The following is a 20,881-nucleotide window of genomic DNA, read 5'->3' as shown; positions in this document are numbered from 1 at the left end:
AAATGAAAAAGGGAATTTTAGCCATTTTACTGTTTAGCTCATTCTTGTCGCATGCAGCTCCTGATGCCGACAGTATATTGACTGCCGTTCGTGACCGTGATGATGGGTATTCATATGTGTCAGATGTAGAATTGAATTTAATCAATTCGGATGGTGATGTCAGGCCGAGAAACATGTATATGTTGCAAAAAGATAGCGATGACAAAGAAATGACATATATATACTTCTATGACTCAGTTGATGTCCGGGGAGTAAGCTTTCTTATGTATACCTATCCCGAGCAGACGGGTAATGCGGATGACCAATGGCTGTATTTACCCGCGTTTAGAAAAATACGCCGCATAGGTTCTAACGACAAGCGTGGGTCGTTCATGGGCAGCACCTTCTCTTATTATGACATGGATAAGATCCGCGTTAGCGACTACCAATCGACAGTGATCGGAGAGGAGACCATTAACGGAAGAGACACTTGGGTTATAGTGCAAACGCCCGCCTCTCAAGATGTAATTAACAAAACGGGTTACCACAAAGTGACACGCTGGGTCGACAAAGAGCGGGATATATTTGTCCGGAGTGAATATTTTGATGCCAAGGATGTTCTGTTTAAACGTCAAGAGGCGGTAGAGGTTGAAGCTATCCAAGGGATTTGGACAGTCACGAATGCAAAAACAGTAAATTTGGTTAATAACACCTCATCAGAAATGATATTTAACAACTTAGAATACAACGTTGGTTTGGATAATAAAAAGTTCAGTAAGAGAGCTTTAAAAAATGGATTGAAGATATCTTCTATTAAGGAAGTAATTCAGGGAGATGAAGGATAAGTCATGAACGATTATATTAATTTTGTGTCCAGATATGCAAAATCAATTATATTTTTGTTGGTTTTGATTACGGGTTTTTTTACTTATCAAATAGGGTATTTAACCGAAGACAGTAACCCATACTTATTGCCAGAAACCCACCCGGCAAGAAGTAGTTTGCTGGAAATGCGGGAGGAGTTTACGGGGACCTACGACTCTATTCTTATCGCACTCTACAACAAAGAAACGATTTTCAATCAGGAAAGCTTGAATGCGATTTTCAGCCTGACCCAAGCGTCGCGCAAAATCATGCTGGCTGATCAGTCCGACATCGATAGGCTGTCGCTGTTCAAGGATAACTATTCCGGCTTGGCTGAGTTAGAGGCATTGATTTCCGGTGTATTGGCAGAGGGGCTTGGCCAGAGCGATGCGGCGGCAATAAGACAGTTTGTCGCTGATGGACACGGGCAGTCTCTGTCGGCATCGGATTTGAAATACCTCCGGGTGCTGGCCGAGCGTTTGGATCCGGTCCGGGAAATGGCCGGTATGTCGGCGACAGAAAATGTCTTCCTCGAACCTGATGGAACCCTGCGCGCAAGCATTACCTTGAACCAACAAGACAGTAACCCGGGTGACATCCAAAAGGCAATCATGAAGAATGAGCTGATGGAAATGGGGGTTGTTGATAAGGCGGGTCATGTTGGGTTGGTCGTGATCGAAGTCAGTGTGCTGCAAGACGATGCTGAGGGCCAGCTCAGAGCCTATGAAGCTATTAGCCGTTTGGTGGATGAATACCAAGCGGCAAATCCATCGCTTGAGGATGAGGTTTATATTGGTGGTGTGCCCGTATTTTTTGCCGAACAGAAGAAAATCATGGACCGTGACTTGGGCACCTTGCTGCCTGCGGTGATGCTACTGATTGCCTTTATTCTGGTTGCTTTCTTCCGCTCCGGCCTGGGAGTGGCGATTCCTATGGTCAATGTCGTGATGTGTACTATTTGGACCATGGGGGCAATGGCGATGGTCGGTATTCCCGTCGACTTGATCACCAGTGTCTTGCCGGTCTTTCTGATCACGATTTGCTCTTCGGATGCGATTCATGTCATGGCCGAATATTACCATCAACGGCGGCAGGAGCAGTCAAACCGGGAGGCGGTGGCTGTTACGATGCGTTTGATGACTGCGCCAGTCGTATTGACCACCATTACGACCTGTTTGACTTTTATCATTTCAACGACCACCAGTATCAGCAATTTACAGAACTTCGGGATCAGCATGTCCTTCGGGATGTTTGTTGCGATGGTCATCTCATTGCTGCTGATCCCTGCCTGGCTGTCCTTGCTGAACCCGAAAAAGAAAGCCCAAACACAGGATGGCAAGTCGGGTGAATCCTATTTGATCAGCCGCTGCCTGATTGCCATTTTCAAACCTGTCATCGCCTACCGGGCGCGTTTCATGGTGCTGACATCCGCCGTAATGGCCGGACTCGTGGTCTTGGCGTTGCAGGTCAATGTTGATGATATGGGCAGTGGTTATTTTGCTGCCGACAACGAGTTTCGCGTGGCGGACGATTTCATCAACGGCAATGTAGCCGGAACCAGCCCGGGCTGGATCGAAATAGATGCGGGCGAGCCGGGTGCCGCGCTGGATTATGACACCGTTATGTTTGTCGACAGGCTGGAGACGTTTATTCACCAGCAGGCGAATATTACTTTCAGTTATTCGGCTGCCAGGTATGTACGACGTATGAACCTGGTACTCAATGACATGGATTCTGAATTTGATCGCCTGCCTTACCGCGAAGAGACTTTCAGTGACATCGATGAAGAAACCGGTGCTGTAGAGAAAGTGACCATCTCGGGGCAGGACATTATTCGCCAGTCGATTTTGATGTACGAGAATGGCGGCGGCAGTGATTTGACCAATGTTCTCAACGATGATTTTTCTAAGACGGTGATGCTCTACACCATGAACACTACGGTGGCTAGCGAGTTCCAGAGCTTCCTCGACAAGCTGAAGCCATGGCTTGAGGCAAACACCCCGCCGGGGCTCACTGTCAAGTTGGCGGGCGCCCCGATTATCTGGACGGCGGTCCTTGATGAGCTGATATCAGGCCAGATGCTGAGTATCGGATTAGCCTTCCTTACAGTGGTGCTCACCATGAGCCTGTGGCTTAAGTCATGGAAGATGGGGCTGGTCGGTACCCTGCCGTTGGCGGCCACCGTGGTTTTCTATTACGCCACCATGGCATTCTTTGGTATAGAGCTCAATATTGGTACGGCGATTATCTCGTTCTTGATATTGGGGATTGTCGACTATTCAGTCCACTATCTGCTCAGGACCAAGCATGGTGTCGAGCAGGGCTTGTCAATTGATGAGGCGCTGATACAGGCATTGGCGCAGTCGGGCCGATCGATTATCGCGAATGTCTTTGTATTCAGTATTGGCTTTATTGCCCTTCTGTTCTCAGAATTTAAACCTATCGTTGATTTGGGAACTTTGGTTGGCTTATCTTTATTTATCAGCGGTATCATGTCGTTGTATGTGATCACTTTGCTGGCACCTTGGCTTATCCCAACGGATAAGGCGGTGGCAATAGAACACCCGCAGACGGTGTGATGGGATTGGCTGCACTTTCGCAGGGAAGGTGCAGCCGCAGTGTTAACTAACGACTCATTGGCGCTCATTGCGCCGAAGATAGCGGAGTGGAATGAGCAGTCTAACGAGGAAGGAAAGGGAAAGGCAGCAGCGAGAGGCGTTATTTTTGGATATTGCCTATGATATTTTGCGCAATGAAGGTATCAAGGCCCTCACCATGGAGAAGGTCGCACAGGTGGGTGAATACTCCAAAGGCACGGTTTACGGTCATTTCAGCTGTAAAGAAGATATTATATCGGCACTCAGTATCAGGACTTTGATGCTGCAAAAAGCCATGATGCAGAACGTGCTGGAGGGTCAGTGGTCAAGCCGTGAAAGAATATTGGGCTGCGCCTTGGTTTATGTACTCATCCAGGTTAAATACCCGCGATTACATTATTGCGTATTGTCACTCAATGATCCGCAGATCAGTACAAAGCTATCATTCGCCATGCAGGAATTATATGCAGAATCTGAAGAGCAGGTGAATAGCCTGTTGGTGGATACGATCAGCGAGGCCCAGCTGGTGGGGGATTTGCCAAATGATACCGCCCCGGAGGAAATCGCCTATGCAATACGCGCTATGGTATTTGGGATGTCGCTGATAGGCCATCCGTCATTGGAAACTGCTACTCGTAGTCATCTCAATACCTTACTTGACGGGTTTGGTTGGCAGCCGCTTACCCGCGATGCAGATTATCACCACTTCTGGCAACAGACGCGGGAAGAGTTGCTTGCCGTATCAATCCCTGAAATTCACTCTGCTTACTGAACTCTGTTAAATGGCTGCCCCGGATTGACAAATTCTTTGCTGGGGCAAGCCTAAATATAGCTGGCCGGCTAAAGTTTAACCCCGATCACATTTATTCCTGAGCAAGGGCTAATTTTATTGTTTAGCTAAATCGGTTTAGCAATAATTACCACAGATTGAAATTTTGGGAGACAAGAGAATGGCAAAAGTATGGGTAACTGGTGATGCGGTCGTTGATCTCATCCCCGAAGGGGAAGGGACATATCTGAAGTGCCCTGGCGGTGCCCCGGCAAATGTCGCTGTAGGTATTGCCCGTCTTGGTGGCGAAACAGCCTTTTTCGGCCGCGTTGGCCAAGATCCGCTGGGCCGATTTATGAAGCAGGTCTTGGCCGCCGAGGGCGTCAATACTGATCTGATGAAGCTGGATGCCGATCACCGTACTTCGACGGTGATTGTTGACTTGGACGATAAAGGAGAGCGCAGTTTTACCTTTATGGTCAAACCGAGTGCCGATCAATTCACATCAGCTGATGACGTACCTGCTTTTGCAAAGGGTGAATGGCTGCACGCATGCTCGATTGCCCTGGCCAATGAGCCTTCCCGCAGCACAACGCTCGATGCGATGAAAGCGATCAAGGCCGCTGGTGGCTTTGTGTCATTTGACCCGAACTTGCGCGAAGAGGTATGGGCTAACCCTGCTGAATTGAAACCAGTCGTGATGCAAGCTGTCGCGCTCTCTGACGTGGTGAAGTTCTCTGATGACGAGCTACTGTTCCTGACCGGGAAATCAGACTTGCAGGCGGCGCTGGCGCATCTGGAGGACAGGTTCCAGCTACCTCTGGTTATCGTGACCCAAGGCAAGAAAGGGGCGTTGGTTGTACAGGGGGATGAACAGCAGCTGGTCTCGGGTAAGCCGGTCAGTCCTGTTGATACTACGGGTGCCGGTGATGCGTTCGTAGGCGGCCTGTTGGCGGGGTTGGTTTCTTCCGAGCACTGGCAAGAGAAGGCCGCATTACTTGAAATTATCAAGCAGGCCAATGCTTGCGGTGCGCTGGCAACGACGGCCAAAGGCGCGATGACTGCTTTGCCGACAGCGCAGCGGCTGGCGGCGTACATGGCGGAATAACAGCCTGGCAAACTGCCTGAAGAAAGGCGGTGCCAAGCGCTGAGGGGCCTAGCTATCGCTAGGCCTTTTTATATTCATGTCAGGCTCAGCTAGGTGTATGTTCGATGACTTTGCTTAAGTCTACAGGGTTAAAGTACACATCTACTTTTTTCCCGTCGGTATTGAAACCATACAGCTTATAGCAGTTAGACCGTGTTTTTTTGAAGCTACGAATATGGTATCCCTCTTGGATGAAATGGCTTCTCGCCTGATCTATCGGTACCCAAGCATCTTCCGGTTGGGTTGAGCACGTAAAGCCCGAATGCGTGGACGCAGCCAGAACGGTGAGCAGTGTGGTCACAAAGACGGAAGTTGGAATAGGCATAACCTTACCCCTTTGGTTTGTTACTTAAGAGTAAGGGTTGCAGTTTTTTAGCGGCCTCGCCGAAGGAATGGGGCTATTTTCAAGACAAAGACACTATTCTCAAAAAAGCTGTCCGAGTTTCATTTTGGTTAATTCTTCAGCTGTGAAATTTTATTCTATATCCCATAGCAACTTGAAGTTACAGAGGGGATAAATGCGTGTGGCCGGAGATTTTATTCAGCCAGTCAATGAATCTTAAGCAAATCTTAAGTTTGTGCAGATACGCTCAGTAAATTGCATGCAAAAAGGATGAGTGACTTTGACTACATTGACAGCGATACTTAGTAAGCCCTTCCGTGCGGAAGTGGGCGTCACTGCCTATATCGCAATGGTTGCCGGGTATTTTTCGCTGGTGCTAAACCTGCCGGTGACCAGCAAGATTTATCAACTGTCGGCAACAGATTCGTTGTTTTTTGTTGCCAGCAGCCCCTTGCTGCTTTTTTTCTGCTTCATTATTGTCTTTACGCTGTTTTCTTTGCCTTTTGTGCTAAAGCCCTTCACCGTCATTCTGACACTTTTGTCTTCTTTAGCGTTTTATGCCGCGATGAAGTACAACGTGATGTTTGATTACGGCATGGTTGAGAATATTTTTGAAACCAACCCGGGGGAGGCTGCATCCTATATCAGTCTGAGCTCAGTATTGTACTTTGTGTTTGCCGGCCTGATCCCGGCCATTTATTTCGGCACCGTCATTGTCAAGAAAGCCGAGTCACCTTTGCGGGCTATTCTGGAGCGAGTGGTTGCGGTAGTTGCCGCGCTGCTGGGGATCGCCCTTATCGCGTTGCTCTTTTACAAGGACTACGCTTCAGTTGGCCGTAACAACAGCTACCTCAACAAAATGATCAACCCGGCCTTTGTGTATAATGCCTTTAAATACGCAAAGCGAAATTACTTTACCGAACCGCTGGTCTACCAGCCCCTCGGTGAAGATGCCAAATTGCCACCGGCACCCAACGGAAAACCGAACCTGGTCGTGCTCGTGGTGGGGGAAACCGCACGGGCGATGAATTACCACTACAACGGATATCGCCGGGATACCAACCCCTATACCGAAGGGATGGGCCTCATTGCCTTCCAGCATGTCACCTCCTGTGGTACATCTACCGCAGTCTCAGTTCCCTGCATGTTCTCCAACATGGGGCGGCAGGGCTACAGCAAAGCTCGGGCCAGCAGCCGTGATAATGCGATGGATGTCATCGGCCATGCCGGCGTCAACCTCTCCTGGGTGGACAATGACGGTGGGGACAAGGGCATCGCCAAACACTTTCGGTTGCTGGAAGTTGATCACACAGCCCATCGAAATTTGTGCCAAGACGGTGCCTGCTATGATGAAGTGCTTCCGCCGATGCTCGATCAGCTGGTTGAGTCGACCGAAGGCAGCCAGTTGATTGCCTTTCACATCATGGGAAGCCACGGCCCTACCTACTACAGGCGCTACCCGCGGGAAAAAGCTCGTTTTCTTCCTGACTGCCCGCGCAGCGACATTGAGCACTGTAGCGATGAGCAAATCGTCAATACTTACGACAACACCATCGCCTACACCGACTTTGTGTTGGCAGAGATGATCAACAAGCTGAAAACCTACCAGGACAGGTACAATGTTGCCCTGATGTATATCTCCGACCATGGCGAGTCACTGGGCGAGAACGGTATTTACCTGCACGGTACACCCTTTGCCTTTGCTCCTAGAGAACAGACTCAGGTGCCGTGGTTGCTGTGGATACCTGAACAGTACGCTGCGCAAAACAGCATTGACCGTGCCTGTTTGTCAGCCAGTGCCAAGAACGGTGAGTACTCGCACAATAATGTTTTTCATACCTTGATAGGTTTTTTCGGGGTCACCACCCAGGATAAAAATGACGCTCTGGATATCACCAGCCAGTGCCACAAAATGATGAGCTAACCATTATGACAACCCACACAATACAAAAGCGCTCAGGCCTGAATCGCATTGTCCATACCTTTGCGAACAGCTATCGCGGCATCCGCTGGATGGCGAAAAATGAAGCGGCCTTTAAACAAGAATTGATATTGTTCCTACCGCTGACAGTGTTCGCCGTGTGGCTTCCGGTATCCATCTTGCTCAAAGCCCTGCTGGTTTGCAGCCTGCTGTTTGTTTTATTCGCTGAAATGATCAATACCGCCATTGAGGCTGCGATTGATCGCATCGGCACCGATTTTCACCCGTTATCCGGCCTGGCCAAAGATATTGGCTCAGCCTGCGTGTTTATCAGCTTTTTGATTGCAGGCATTCTGTGGTTGGCAGTCATTGTTTCGATGAGTTGACCCGCCAGCAGGGTGTCACCTGCTTTTCACGCTGTGCTCTCAGCCAAGCAACCAGACCTTTGCCTCCACCGAGGCAGGCTCGCCATTGAGCAAGCGCACGCCGGTGGCATCTTCAGCAGTAAATACCCGCGCTGTCATAACAAACTCGCCCTGGTTGATAAAGAGCTCCAGCGATGAGTTGTCGGCCAGTAGCTGTATTTCAACATCACGCTGCTCGGCCCAAGGTAGCTCGCGGATCGCCTCACCATCGGTAGGCTGGGCATGGGTGCGATCTAAGTAGATCTGCTGCTTATCGGCATCCAGGATGATATCGCAGTACTCGCTGCCGTTGTCCATTACGCGAAGCGTCGTTTGTCCTGCTGATGGCCAAGGCAGGGTAGTTTGCAGTTCAAAACTTTTGCTGCCGAGATCAACTGAACCATCACTGCTGTTGAGCTCGAAGTGCTGCATTTCACCGCGAAGTTGCTGCAACTCTCGGGCTGGTTGCTGGTAAAGCTTACCGTTTTGCCACTTCAGCTCTCTCAAGCAGGTAAGCTGGTGGACCCATTGGTCTTTGACACTTGGCTGGTCGATTTCATCAGGCAGCCCCATCCAACCCACCATTAAGCGGCGACCGTCCGGTGCCTCTGTCGACTGCGGTGCATAGAAGTCAAAGCCGTGATCCAGGGTTTGGAAATCAGAAAGGCCAAGCTGGTCGTTATCATCTAATGTGGCTTGTAGGTAGCCATTATGGTGAGGGATGTTATGGTGCTCGCTGTCGACTTCGATACCTTGCGGGCAGATGATCGCAATCAGCTGACCGTCAAGTTCAAACAGATCTGGGCACTCCCACATGTAACCGAAGTCGTTTAGCTCATTGCCAGCCAGCGAGACAAACTGCCATTGGCGTAAATCGGTTGAGCGGTAAACCGCCAGGCGGCCAAGCAGTTGTCTTTCGCTGGTTTCCTGGTCGTTTGTTTCCTGTTGGGCCCCCAACAGCATCAACCAGTGATCGCCATTTTTAACTAGTTTCGGATCGCGGCAGTGCGGTGTGACCGATGGTGGCAGGCTGTCGATAACCGGGCCGTGCTTGGTGAAATGAACGCCATCTGTCGAGGTGGCAAGGCACTGGGTGGTAATACGGTCGCGTTGTTCGCCGATACGGACGTTGCCGGTGTAGAACAGCATCAGTTCATCTTCGGTACTGACAGCGTGGCCGGAGAAAACACCGTGGCTGTCGAACCAGTCTGATGGGAACAGAGCCATAGGCTGGCTTTGCCAGTTAACAAGATCGGTACTGGTAACATGGGCCCAGTACTTGTCTTTGTGAACACAGCCAAACGGATAGAGCTGGTAAAACAGGTGGTATTCACCATTGTGGTAGGTGAAACCGTTAGGATCGTTGAGTAGGCCCTGTGGCGGGGCAATGTGCCACAAAGGACGGTGTTGCGATTCGGTCGTCTCACTGACATCCACGAGCTGCTGGCGCTGATTTTGCTCGATGATCCGGCCTAGCTGATCCCAGTCAGCGCTGCTCAAAGGTATTTCCGGCGTCCATACAACTTGATTGAGATTGCTGTGAAAAGGCTGCACACGTGCAAGGTCGGAGCGACGCATCGGGTCCTTTAGCTCCAGAATCACCTGTTGCCCGACGCGCAGGGCACGCAGGAGGTTGTTGTGGCCGCCGCAGGCAGCGAGGATGTCTGTCAGTGTCATGGATGCGAGACCTTAAGCAATATTTGCTTGTTAATTTTCGGGAACGTTCCAAAAATACAGAAAAGGCAGCATTCAAGGCAAGGGGAGTAATGGATTTACTCCCCTTTAAACAAAAAAATGTGCGTTTGATCGCTTTTTAAGGCAGGAAAACCAAGGAAGGGCGCTTAAGCGCTTTCGCGCGGAACCCAGTCAAAGCCCAGAACCAGTTTGGAAACCTGACTGCGGCCCTGCTCAATGATTTCCAACAGCATTTTGGCGGCATTGTTGCCCGCAGGCTCGAAGCCATAGGCAAAAGTAGACAGGCCAGGAGTGACGACGGCGGCCATTTCGTCATTACCGACACCGATCACCTTGATGTCTTTTCCAGGTACTAGCCCTGCGGCTGCAATGGCTTGCATCGCCCCGATTGCAATGCGGTCGGTAGCACAGAAAACACCATCAACCTGTTGATTACTTGATAAAATATTAGCCATCTCCTGACGGCCGGAAGCGATTGAAAATTGCCCCTGGCTATGGAACTTGGGTGGTTTGGCTGCCAAGTGTTTGAGGGCAGTCGAGAAACCATCAAAGCGTTGTTGGTCAACAGCTATATCATCGCTTTGTACCCCAAGGAAACCAACATGCTTGCAGCCAGCTTGGGATAGGAATTCGCCCGCACAATAACCTACCCGGTAGTCATCATGGATGACACTGGGGATATTGAAGCCGGAGCCGTCCTGGCCGATCAGAACTACCGGCGCCTTGGAGCGCTTGATAGCAGCAACCAGTTCATCATCGATATGCGTGGCAAACATCACGATGCCTTCTACCCGCTTTTGGTTGAACAGCTCGATATATTGCAGCTCCTTGCCTGGCTCCAAACGGCTATTCGCCAGCAGCACCTGCTTGCCAGCCTGTTCGAATATTTCGCTCAAACCATCAACGCCTTGTGATGTGGCATTGGAGGCGACTCGCGGAACAATTATTCCTATCGAGTTGGTTTTATTAGATTTTAAGTCTTTTGCAACTTGGTTAACAACGTAGCCGCATTCTTCAATTGCGCGTTTTACTTTGACCTTGGTCGCTTCTTTAACGCCATATTCGTCGTTGATCACCCGGGAAACCGTTGATTTAGATACCCCGGCAAGTCGGGCTACATCGTGTAGGCTTGCCATACATAACTCCTTGGTTACCCATGATGATCCTGCAAATTAGGGATGCTTTGCAATCATTGTACTTTGGATAAGCCCTTTAGAGTGACTTGGATCACGTTTACTTGTGATGTATAGCCGTAATCATCGATCCCCCTCACAGTCAACAAAGCAAAGCTTGACGCCAGCTCTTTCGATCGTAAAAACTATTTCGGTAACGTTCCCGAAAATAAACTAAACGGTTTAGGACGCAAGTTACAAAGTGAGCAGTCCCAACACCTGCTAAGCCGTATGGCACACCTTGTCATTTGCCGGGAGCCGCAATGATTTTAATAACGTGTACCTATACCAGCAGGCATGCTGGGGGTGGAATTTAAATTTCTGAGCGTGAAGAGTATTCGCGACGGGGGTAGAAAGATGGACTTTCCGGTGATTGCTAAGCAACTTATTGAAAAGCTTGGTGGAAAAGACAACATTGCAGCAGCGGCACACTGTGCGACACGCTTGCGCTTGGCCTTGCATGATGAAAGCAAAGCCGATTTGAAAGCAATTGACGATATCGAAGGGGTAAAGGGCCAGTTCCAGGTAGCTGGCCAAATCCAGGTGATCTTTGGTTCGGGTATCGTTAACCAGGTTTATGCAGCGATGACTGCAGAAACTGGCCAGACAGAGATGTCGACCAAGGATGTAGCTTCGGCTGGCGCACAAAAGCAGAACGTGGTTCAGCGCGCGGTGAAAGGCTTGTCTGATATTTTCGTACCGATCATTCCGGCGATTGTCGCGGGCGGCCTGTTGATGGGTATCTTCAACCTGCTGACCGCTCAAGGCTTGTTTATTGACGGCGAGTCATTGATCGAAGCCTACCCGGGTATGGCTGATCTGGCGTCGATGATCAATACGTTTGCCAACGCTCCATTTGTTTATCTCCCTGTTTTGCTGGCATTCTCGGCATCGAAGAAGTTTGGCGGCAATCCGTTCCTCGGGGCTGCGCTGGGTATGTTGATGGTTCACCCGGATCTCCTTAATGGCTGGGGCTTCGGTGGGGCTAGCGTCAGCGGCAATATCCCGGTGTGGAACATCTTTGGTTTTGAAATCGAGAAAGTAGGCTACCAAGGCTCGGTACTGCCGGTATTGGTTTCCGCTTTCATCCTTGCCAAAGTGGAAAATGGCCTGCGTAAAGTGATCCCGTCGGTACTGGATAACTTGCTGACTCCGATGCTGGCGATTTTTATCACTGGCTTCCTGACCTTCACGTTGGTTGGTCCTGTTACCCGTGATGCCGGTTTCCTACTGGGTGATGGCCTTAACTGGCTGTATGAGTCTGCTGGCTTTATCGGTGGGGGCTTGTTCGGCCTGGTATACGCGCCGTTTGTTATTACCGGTATGCACCACAGTTTCATCGCGTTCGAAACCCAGTTACTGGCTGATATCGCGGTAACCGGCGGTACCTTCATCTTCCCAATCGCGGCGATGTCTAACGTGGCGCAAGGTGCAGCTTGTCTGGCATTCGGTTTGACGACCAAAGACAAAAAAGCCAAGGGGATTGCGATGCCATCGGGCGTGACAGCCTTGTTGGGTATTACTGAGCCTGCCATGTTCGGTGTGAACCTGAAATACCGCTACCCGTTTATTGCTGCCATTATTGGTGCGGCAACGGCAAGTGCTTTCATTACCCTGTTCAAGGTAAAAGCGACGGCACTGGGGGCGGCAGGCCTGCCGGGTATTATTTCTATCGCCCCGAACTCAGTGATGTATTACATCCTAGGCATGGCGATTGCCTTTGGTGTTGCGTTCTGCCTGACTATCCTAATGGGTTTAAAGCAAAAGAAAGCGGCAGCAAATGTGGTGACGGCTTAATCTGAGGTTCGAGCCTAAATAGATAAAGGGGCTGTTATCGCCCCTTTTGGGTTTCTGGAGGTGTCTATGTCTTATTGCTGTGAAGCTTGAGCGATCTGTTCTACATCCTCTTCATTACATCTTTCCATGCGTGAAGCGACGATTGCACCGGTTAATGCGATAACGGTTGAGCCAACCATCGCGATGATCATCGGCCACAGTGACATCCCACCTAACATTGCCGCCAGGGCACTGACTCCCGCACCGACACCATATTGCACCGCACCCAGCAGGGCTGATGCAACCCCGGCATTTTTACCGTAATAACGCATGAAGCAAGCGCTTGAGTTCGCCATGATACCGCCGTTGGCAGCAATGGAAATGACGAAGCCAGGCACGATAAACCACAGTTTTTCTGGCGCAATAGTATGGCTCGTGATCAGTACTATACCGCCGACAAGTTGAAAGGTCAGGAACACCTTGAGCAAAGAAGATGGCTCATAGGTACGCAGAAGAAATGTATTGGTTCGGTTGATGATCACAATGCCGATGACATTGGCTATAAATAGTCCCGAAAAGAGTTCTGCTGAGACACCGAAGTGCTCGATATAGGCCAAAGGCGCACTGGTAATAAATGTCATCAGTACCGCATAACCAAATGCCTGAGCCACAAGAAATCCTAAAGCCCTACGTTCTTTGATCACAGACAGGTAGCCACCAGAGCCTTTTTCTTTTTTAACCGGTTTGGCTTTTGGCATGACGACCATGGCATTGAGAGCAATCATCGCGGAGAGGAAGCAGAGCAGGTAGAAAATCCAGTGCCAGCTTTGGGTGCGTAGGATCAAGGTACCGACCGTTGGGGCAATGGAAGGCGCCAGCATCATGATCAGTGCAATGAGAGAAAACAACCTGGCGGCTTCTTTGCCCACCGCATTGTCACGAATCGTTGCTGGCACACCGACAACGGCAATACCACCGCCGAGAGCTTGTATTACCCGCCATGCCCATAGCATTTCCAATGACTCCACACCCGCCATCATGAAACTACCGGCAGCAAAGAGTAGTAAACCAGCCACCATGGTTGGCTTACGGCCGAGCTTATCTGACAGGGGCCCGCCGATTAGCTGGCCTGCGGCCATGCCAAGGACATAGATACTGACGGTAACGGCTACCAGTGAGGTGTTCACGCCGAGATCACTGGCAATGATCGGGATGGCGGGCAAGTAGCTATCGATTGCGAAAGGAGAAAGGGCAAAAACGGCGGCAAGCAACAGCAACAGGGAAGTGGGGATGTGTTTATTCATAGAACCTCTTACTTATCTTTCTAGAAAGATAATAGCTGGCATTTGTCTTTCCAGCAAGATATATTTGAGGGGTTAGGAAGGAGTAGATTGATGGCGAAACAAGAAAGCGTTGCTAATATATTGAAAAGTATCAAAGAAAATTGGCCTGAATCGTTTGAACAATACTCACCGCCGGTTTTACGTATTCACCGTATTCATGATTATCTGCAGCAAGACTTGGCAAAAGTGATTGAACAATACCAGCTTCAAAGTGCTGATTTTGGTGTACTGGCTACATTGCGCAGAGGTGGCGAACCGTTCTGCCTGTCTCCAACTGAGATCTATAGTTCGATGCTGTTGAGCTCTGGTGGTTTAACCAAAGTTCTGACTAGGGTTACCAAAGCGGGGTTGGTTGAGCGGATCGATAACCCCGAGGATAAACGCAGCAAGTTGGTGCAGTTAACACAAGAAGGAAAAGTGCAGATCGATGACATCATTCGCAAGCTACACGATAGCAATCAAGAGAAGTTGAAGGTGTTATCGAAAGAAGAGCAGCAACAACTGGATGGGCTATTGGCCAAAATGCTGACAGCGTGGGAGTAGGACGTTAGTGTTTGCGGTCTCCGCTAAGCTTTGTATACTGCCCGCAACGCACTTTTAGCTAAGACATTATTATGATTATTTTCACGACAAACTTTGGTGACATCGAGATTGAGTTGGATTTCGATAAAGCGCCGGTCAGCTCCAAGAACTTCCTGCAATACTGTAAGGATGGTTTCTACGAGGGCACTATTTTCCACCGTGTGATTGATGGTTTCATGATCCAGGGTGGTGGTCACCTTCCTGGTATGAAAGAGAAGCCAACCCGCGACCCGATTGTCAACGAAGCCAACCGTGGCCTAAAGAACAAGGTCGGTACCATTGCAATGGCCCGTACCGATGCGCCGCACTCGGCAACCTCGCAGTTTTTCATCAACCTTGAAGATAATGATTTTTTGGATTTCACTGCAACGACTAACCAAGGCTGGGGTTATGCCGTCTTCGGTAAAGTCACTGCGGGAATGATGGTGGTGAACAATATCGGTAAAACGCTAACTATGACCCGCTTTGGTCACGAGGATGTGCCGTTGGATGACATCATCATCGAGAAAGTGACGATCAAAGAGTCATAACCTCATCTCAAGCGTGATGCTAAAAGAAAGCCACCTGACTAGGTGGCTTTTTTGATCATTATTCTGTTAGCTCAAGCTAGCCATATATTTTTATTTTTCACTCCTTCGTGCTCTTTCCCCTTTTATATTAAAAGTTTTTTAACTGTAAATAATGGTTTGATTAATTAAGTTGTAATAAATAGCGAGCGACTAATAAATTTTTTTACCAATCATTTCTGTATTGTTTGAAAAAAATGGTCAGAAAAAAAAGTGTGCTCTGGCTCAAATATTTTTGCCTGATTCTCTGTTTTTATTGCCATCAGAGAAGGGATTTTTGGCAATTATATTAGGTAACTTAAATTATGCGAGAACTAACAGTGGAGACTCTCACCAAAGAGGCGTTCGCCCCTTTTGGTGATGTGATTGAAACGGATAAATCCGATTTTTTTTATATTAACAATCGTTCAGGGCAACGCTTTCATGGCCTTGGTGCCATTGACGTGTCGGATGAGTCTAAGCCTTTGATTAGTATTGTGCGTGCGGCAGGGTTTGATAATGGCATTTCGTTTGATTTATTAGAAAAGCACCCGAAAGGAAGCCAAGCTTTCTTTCCATTAAAAGGTGAGCGATTTATTGTCATCGTAGCCCAGGGTGATGAAAACATTGATGAATCGTCATTACGCGCATTTATTACGAATGGAAATCAAGGTGTAAATTATCACCGTAATGTTTGGCATTATTTATTATTTGCCAAGAATAAAGAAACGGATTTTTTAACGATAGACCGTGCGGGTGAAGATAACTGTATTGTTAAGAAGTTATCCTCTAATTACACCATCAACTTTTAAATTATTTAAATAGATAAGTCCTATTTAACTAGGGTGGCAAAGTTTACCTATCTTTAGGCGGAGAACAATTATGGCAAGAATGCGAGCAATTGAAGCGGCAGTATTAATTTTAAAAAAAGAAGGTGTGGATACGGCATTTGGTGTTCCTGGCGCCGCTATCAATCCAATGTATGCTGCGCTTAAGAAAATTGGTGGGATTGACCATGTGTTGGCACGGCATGTTGAAGGTGCATCTCATATGGCTGAGGGCTATACCCGTACAGCACCTGGCAACATTGGCTTGTGTATCGGCACATCAGGCCCGGCGGGAACCGATATGATCACTGGTCTGTATTCAGCAGCAGCAGACTCGATTCCAATCCTCTGTATTACCGGGCAGGCACCTGTTGCGAAGCTTCATAAAGAAGATTTTCAAGCGGTTGATATCGAAGCGATAGCCAAGCCCGTTACGAAAATGGCGGTCACGATTCGAGAAGCAGGGCAAATCCCTGGCACTTTCCAAAAGGCATTTTACGAAATGCGCTCTGGCCGTCCCGGACCAGTTCTGCTGGATTTACCAATTGATGTGCAGATGACAGAGATTGAGTTTGATATTGACCTCTATGAGCCAATGGCGCCATCAAAGACATCTGCCACTAAGGCTCAGGCCAAGAAAGCGCTGGAAATGCTAAACGAGGCTGACAAACCTGTTTTGGTTGCCGGTGGCGGGATTATCAACGCTGATGCCTCTGATCTTCTGCGTGAGTTTGCCGAGTTGGTCAATGTGCCAGTTATCCAAACCCTGCGCGGTTGGGGAACATTATCTGATGAGCACCCATTGATGACAGGCCGAATGGGTTGTCAGGCTAACCATCGTTATGGCAATGCGACTTACCTTGAATCTGACTTTGTATTTGGTATCGGTAACCGCTGGGCGAACCGCCATACGGGGGATCTAAATACCTACACCAAAGGGCGTAAGTTCATTCATGTTGATATTGAGCCGACTCAAATTGGCCGCGTTTTCTCGCCAGATCTTGGCATTGCTTCTGACGCCCACGATGCACTGTCGGTATTCATCGAAGTGGCCCAAGAGATGAAAGCCAACGGCGACTTGAAAGATAGAACTGAGTGGGTCGCTAGCTGTGCGGAACGTAAGCGCACGATGTTGCGCCGTGAGGATTTTGATTGTACCCCAGTTAAGCCACAGCGCATTTACCATGAAATGAATAAAGCTTTTGGTCCTGAGACAAGGTATGTGTCGACTATCGGTTTGGCTCAAATCGCGGCCAATCAGTTCTTGCATGTTCACCAACCAAGGCATTGGATTAATGCCTGCCAGGCCGGCCCGCTAGGCTGGACAATGCCTGCCGCATTGGGTGTCGTAAAAGCGGATCCGTCGAAGCCTGTGGTCGCTATTTCTGGAGATTATGACTTCCAGTTCCTAGTTGAAGAGCTTGCCGTAGGCGCTCAATTCAATCTGCCGTATATCCATGTACTTATCAACAATGCCTACTTGGGTCTTATCCGTCAGGCTCAGCGAGCCTTTGATATTGATTACTGTGTTCAGCTTTCTTTTGAAAATCAGAATGCACCAGAAGTAAAAGAATACGGTGTTGACCATAAGCGCGTGGTTGAAGGACTTGGCTGTAAGGCGATTCGCGTTGATCAGCCGCAAGATATCGGTTCTGCTTTGGAACAAGCAAAAGAATGGTTGCAGAAATACAAGGTGCCCGTTGTGGTTGAGGTCTTGACTGAGCGTGTCACCAATATTGCGATGGGGCCTGATATCGACAAGGTCGTGGAATTCGAAGAAACCATTGATCTGTAGGCCTTATTGCAAAGACATATCGACCAATTTCAAATATTTAATATCAAATTTGCTGCGGCTTTAGTGCCGCAGCATCGAGGAGCATGAATTATGCCTAAACTCGCAGCAAATCTTTCAATGCTTTTTACTGAGCTTGATTTTATGGACCGCTTTCAAGCCGCCTCCGAGGCTGGTTTTCGGGGTGTTGAATACCTTTTCCCTTACGACTTCCCTGCAAATGAGATTGCAGCGAAGTTGGAAGCGACGGGCTTGCAGCAGGTGCTGTTTAACTTACCTGCCGGTGATTGGGCCGCGGGCGAACGCGGTATTGCGTGCCACCCCGACCGTATTGAAGAGTTTCGTTTTGGTGTTACCAAGGCGATCGAATACGCCCAAGTATTGGGCTGTAAACAAGTGAATTGTCTCGTCGGTATCAAGCCGGATCATGTTACCGATGATGATGCTTACCGGGTACTTGTAGATAATTTGCGGTTTGCCAATGAACAGCTAGAAGCAGCGGGCATCGCTTTTGTTATTGAAGCTATCAATACCCGAGATATTCCTGGCTTCTTTGTCTCCAATACTCGGATGGCCCTGGGCCTATTGGAAGATGTCGGCTCTGACAATATTCGCTATCAATATGACATTTACCATATGCAGGTTATGGAAGGTGATATTGCTCGTACGCTGGAAACGAATCTAGACCAAATTGGCCATGTCCAGTTGGCTGACAATCCAGGTCGTCACGAACCAGGTACAGGTGAGCTTAATTACCCATTCTTACTGGCTCACCTCGATAATATTGGTTACGACGGCTGGGTAGGATGCGAATACGTGCCGGCAAATGGTACACAGGCAGGTTTGGGTTGGCTTAAAGAATTTAATCTAGTTTAAGGAAGGGAGACAATAGGATGAAAAATATCGGATTTATTGGTACGGGGATTATGGGTAAGCCAATGGCAAAAAATCTGCAGGATGCAGGTTATACCTTGTACTTCTCTGAACATTTTGAGCCAGCCCCAGCTGAATTACTGGGAGAGAAAGGGTTTGCTTGTCCAACTCCTGCTGCAGTAGCTGAAGCTGCTGAGGTGATCATTACTATGGTACCGGATACTCCGCAGGTTGAAGATGTGCTGTTTTCAGACATCGGCATCACGAAAGGGCTGGCTCCCGGTAAAACTGTCGTGGATATGAGCTCAATCTCACCGATTGCAACGAAGGGGTTTGCCCAGAAAGTGGAAGAGCTCGGTGCATGGTATATCGATGCGCCTGTGTCTGGTGGTGAAGTGGGTGCCAAGGCTGGCACGTTATCCATTATGGCTGGTGGCCGTGAAGATATTTTCGAACAGGTCAAGCCACTGCTAGAAGTGATGGGACAGAATATCACGCTGGTTGGGGGGAACGGTGATGGCCAGACATGTAAGGTAGCCAACCAAATCATTGTTGCGTTGAATATTGAAGCGGTTGGTGAAGCTCTGCTATTTGCTTCAAAAGCTGGCGCAAATCCAGCCAAAATCCGTGAGGCTTTAATGGGCGGTTTTGCCTCTTCTAAAATCCTAGAAGTACATGGTGAGCGAATGGTCAAAGGGACGTTTGACCCGGGCTTCCGTATTCAGTTGCACCAAAAAGATCTAAATCTTGCGCTTACTGGCGCGCGTGAGCTGCAACTTAACCTGCCGAACACTGCGACCGCGCAGGAGCTGTTTAATACTTGTGCCGCCCTCGATGGTAGTGGGTGGGATCACTCTGCGATGATCAAAGCGCTTGAACACATGAGCAACCACTCTATCCGAGGCTAACCAAATCAGCGGGCACTAAGGTGCCCGTTGTAGTTTTTGCTGATGTGTTTAAAAAGGAGATAAAGGATGAAAATTGTCATTGCCCCTGATTCATTCAAAGAAAGCTTAAGCGCTGCAGAAGTGTGCCGAGCGATACAAAAAGGTATTTCTCAGCGTCTACCATCCAGTGAGGTGGTATGCGTGCCGATGGCGGATGGCGGTGAAGGCACCTTAGATGCGCTAGTGGACGCAACCAATGGCTATCGCCAAGCTGTGAGGGTAATGGGGCCACTGCCTGACATGCAGGTTGAGGCACAATTTGGCATGTTGGGTGATGGCGAGACAGCTGTTATTGAAATGGCGAGAGCGTCGGGGATAGAGCTGCTAACTCCAGAGCAGCGAGACCCACGACTGACGACGAGTTACGGGACGGGACAATTAATCTCCGCAGCATTAGATGCCGGAGCCAAACGGTTGATTGTGGCGATTGGCGGCAGTGCGACTAATGATGGCGGAGTGGGGATGATGCAGGCGCTTGGGGTTAGGTTCCTTGATAAGTACCGTTACCCCATTGGCCATGGCGGCGCTCAGTTATCACGAATAGCTGATATTGATATGGAGGCGTTGGATCCTCGGCTCGCAGATGTTGAGGTTGTAGCTGCATGTGATGTAGATAATCCATTGGTTGGTGAACGAGGTGCATCAGCCGTTTTTGGGCCTCAAAAAGGGGCCTCCCCCGACGTCGTGGCGCAACTGGATTTGGCATTGGCAAAGTATGCGGGTTGCATTGATGAAAAATTAGGGTGCCAGGTGATTGATGTTGCCGGAGCTGGTGCTGCAGGCGGGATGGGAGCCGCTTTGTTGGCGTTCATGCAAGCTGAGCTGAAGCCCGGCATCGAGATTGTTTCGGAAACCGTGTCACTCTCAGAAAAGCTGCAAGGAGCCGACTGGGTTATTACCGGTGAGGGAAGAGTAGATGGACAAACACTTGGCGGTAAGACACCTGCTGGCGTCGCGAAATTAGCCCACTCGATGGGGATCCCGACAATTGCATTGGCTGGTTCCATGGGGGATGGCTGCGATACATTACGCCAAGTTGGTATTGTCGCCTGCTTCTCGATTTTATCTAAACCCTGCTCGTTATCCCAAGCTCTCAGCGAAGGTGCTGAAAATTTAACGTTAACAGCCTTTCAGGTTGCAGGAATGATGGTAAACCAGTCTGATTAACGGAAAGTGCAGAAAAGAAATATCACGACTTGAAGAACAGACAAAGTGCCACCTAAAGGGTTAACTCCTATCAATTAAGATGTTTGGAGCGAACCACATAGCGGGTTTTACTGATACGAACGGTCCTTGATTTGGGCC

18 protein-coding genes are annotated in these 20,881 nt (G+C 49.1%); 14 read left to right on the top strand and 4 right to left on the bottom strand.

The genetic code is table 11. The features are described from left to right. The first annotated feature begins 2 nt into the window (after nucleotides 1-2). The 4 genes from R2X38_RS25440 (at nucleotide 3) to R2X38_RS25425 (ending at nucleotide 5,317) form a co-directional block, all read left to right on the top strand. Nucleotides 3-824: an outer membrane lipoprotein-sorting protein gene (locus R2X38_RS25440; protein WP_317525149.1), complete on the top strand. Its 822-nt coding sequence runs from the start codon at nucleotides 3-5 to the stop codon at nucleotides 822-824. A 3-nt stretch (nucleotides 825-827) separates the two neighbouring features. After that, nucleotides 828-3,422: an efflux RND transporter permease subunit gene (locus R2X38_RS25435; RefSeq protein ID WP_317525148.1), complete on the top strand. Its 2,595-nt coding sequence runs from the start codon at nucleotides 828-830 to the stop codon at nucleotides 3,420-3,422. A gap of 91 nt (nucleotides 3,423-3,513) precedes the next feature. Further along, nucleotides 3,514-4,212, top strand: a complete 699-nt coding sequence (locus R2X38_RS25430; protein WP_317525147.1) for a TetR/AcrR family transcriptional regulator — start codon at nucleotides 3,514-3,516, stop codon at nucleotides 4,210-4,212. A gap of 178 nt (nucleotides 4,213-4,390) precedes the next feature. Continuing rightward, nucleotides 4,391-5,317: an aminoimidazole riboside kinase gene (locus R2X38_RS25425; RefSeq protein WP_317525146.1), complete on the top strand. Its 927-nt coding sequence runs from the start codon at nucleotides 4,391-4,393 to the stop codon at nucleotides 5,315-5,317. Nucleotides 5,318-5,402: 85 nt separating this feature from the next. On the opposite strand, the gene R2X38_RS26855 is transcribed toward R2X38_RS25425, so the two are convergent. Next, nucleotides 5,403-5,681, bottom strand: a complete 279-nt coding sequence (locus tag R2X38_RS26855; protein WP_411185984.1) for a PepSY domain-containing protein — start codon at nucleotides 5,679-5,681, stop codon at nucleotides 5,403-5,405. Nucleotides 5,682-5,979: 298 nt separating this feature from the next. Between R2X38_RS26855 and R2X38_RS25420 the strand changes: the two genes are divergently transcribed. Both R2X38_RS25420 and R2X38_RS25415 read left to right on the top strand, forming a co-directional pair. Then, on the top strand, nucleotides 5,980-7,623 hold the full coding sequence (locus R2X38_RS25420) for a phosphoethanolamine--lipid A transferase (protein WP_317525144.1): 1,644 nt from the start codon (nucleotides 5,980-5,982) through the stop codon (nucleotides 7,621-7,623). A 5-nt stretch (nucleotides 7,624-7,628) separates the two neighbouring features. After that, nucleotides 7,629-8,006 (top strand): diacylglycerol kinase, encoded by a 378-nt coding sequence (locus R2X38_RS25415; RefSeq protein WP_317525143.1) that lies wholly within the window; start codon nucleotides 7,629-7,631, stop codon nucleotides 8,004-8,006. Nucleotides 8,007-8,045: 39 nt separating this feature from the next. On the opposite strand, the gene R2X38_RS25410 is transcribed toward R2X38_RS25415, so the two are convergent. Together R2X38_RS25410 and R2X38_RS25405 are read right to left on the bottom strand one after the other, a co-directional pair. Next, nucleotides 8,046-9,701: a sucrose-6-phosphate hydrolase gene (locus tag R2X38_RS25410; protein ID WP_317525142.1), complete on the bottom strand. Its 1,656-nt coding sequence runs from the start codon at nucleotides 9,699-9,701 to the stop codon at nucleotides 8,046-8,048. A gap of 164 nt (nucleotides 9,702-9,865) precedes the next feature. Further along, nucleotides 9,866-10,855, bottom strand: coding sequence for a LacI family DNA-binding transcriptional regulator (locus tag R2X38_RS25405; RefSeq protein WP_317525141.1), 990 nt, complete (start codon nucleotides 10,853-10,855; stop codon nucleotides 9,866-9,868). Between the two features lie 393 nt (nucleotides 10,856-11,248). On the opposite strand from R2X38_RS25405, the gene R2X38_RS25400 reads away from it, so the two are divergent. Next, a complete protein-coding gene (locus tag R2X38_RS25400) occupies nucleotides 11,249-12,688 on the top strand; it encodes a sucrose-specific PTS transporter subunit IIBC (protein ID WP_317525165.1) in 1,440 nt (479 codons plus the stop codon). Between the two features lie 71 nt (nucleotides 12,689-12,759). On the opposite strand, the gene R2X38_RS25395 is transcribed toward R2X38_RS25400, so the two are convergent. Then, nucleotides 12,760-13,971: a multidrug effflux MFS transporter gene (locus tag R2X38_RS25395; RefSeq protein WP_317525140.1), complete on the bottom strand. Its 1,212-nt coding sequence runs from the start codon at nucleotides 13,969-13,971 to the stop codon at nucleotides 12,760-12,762. A gap of 90 nt (nucleotides 13,972-14,061) precedes the next feature. Between R2X38_RS25395 and R2X38_RS25390 the strand changes: the two genes are divergently transcribed. The 7 genes from R2X38_RS25390 to R2X38_RS25360 all read left to right on the top strand — a co-directional run bounded on the left by R2X38_RS25390 (nucleotide 14,062) and on the right by R2X38_RS25360 (nucleotide 20,743). Beyond that, entirely contained in the window at nucleotides 14,062-14,553 is a 492-nt protein-coding gene (locus R2X38_RS25390) for a MarR family winged helix-turn-helix transcriptional regulator (protein WP_317525139.1), read from the top strand. A gap of 71 nt (nucleotides 14,554-14,624) precedes the next feature. Continuing rightward, nucleotides 14,625-15,122 (top strand): peptidylprolyl isomerase, encoded by a 498-nt coding sequence (locus R2X38_RS25385; RefSeq protein ID WP_317525138.1) that lies wholly within the window; start codon nucleotides 14,625-14,627, stop codon nucleotides 15,120-15,122. A 341-nt stretch (nucleotides 15,123-15,463) separates the two neighbouring features. After that, the gene (locus tag R2X38_RS25380; protein ID WP_317525137.1) at nucleotides 15,464-15,949 is read left to right on the top strand and encodes an ureidoglycolate lyase; all 486 of its coding nucleotides are present in this window, start codon (nucleotides 15,464-15,466) and stop codon (nucleotides 15,947-15,949) included. Nucleotides 15,950-16,019: 70 nt separating this feature from the next. Then, the gene (gcl, locus tag R2X38_RS25375) at nucleotides 16,020-17,759 is read left to right on the top strand and encodes a glyoxylate carboligase (RefSeq protein WP_317525136.1); all 1,740 of its coding nucleotides are present in this window, start codon (nucleotides 16,020-16,022) and stop codon (nucleotides 17,757-17,759) included. 90 nt (nucleotides 17,760-17,849) lie between these two features. Beyond that, entirely contained in the window at nucleotides 17,850-18,632 is a 783-nt protein-coding gene (gene hyi / locus R2X38_RS25370; RefSeq protein WP_317525135.1) for a hydroxypyruvate isomerase, read from the top strand. Between the two features lie 17 nt (nucleotides 18,633-18,649). Next, nucleotides 18,650-19,537 carry a 2-hydroxy-3-oxopropionate reductase gene (locus tag R2X38_RS25365; RefSeq protein ID WP_317525134.1) on the top strand — a complete coding sequence of 296 codons (888 nt, stop codon included), beginning with the start codon at nucleotides 18,650-18,652 and terminating at the stop codon, nucleotides 19,535-19,537. Between the two features lie 66 nt (nucleotides 19,538-19,603). Next, nucleotides 19,604-20,743 (top strand): glycerate kinase, encoded by a 1,140-nt coding sequence (locus R2X38_RS25360; RefSeq protein ID WP_317525133.1) that lies wholly within the window; start codon nucleotides 19,604-19,606, stop codon nucleotides 20,741-20,743. Nucleotides 20,744-20,881: the final 138 nt, after the last annotated feature.

It is taken from the genome of Photobacterium rosenbergii (genome assembly GCF_033022775.1).
GTDB classification, from domain to species: domain Bacteria; phylum Pseudomonadota; class Gammaproteobacteria; order Enterobacterales; family Vibrionaceae; genus Photobacterium; species Photobacterium rosenbergii_A.
Note: the sequence above shows the minus strand (reverse complement) of the source record. Positions and strands in the feature narration are given on the sequence as shown.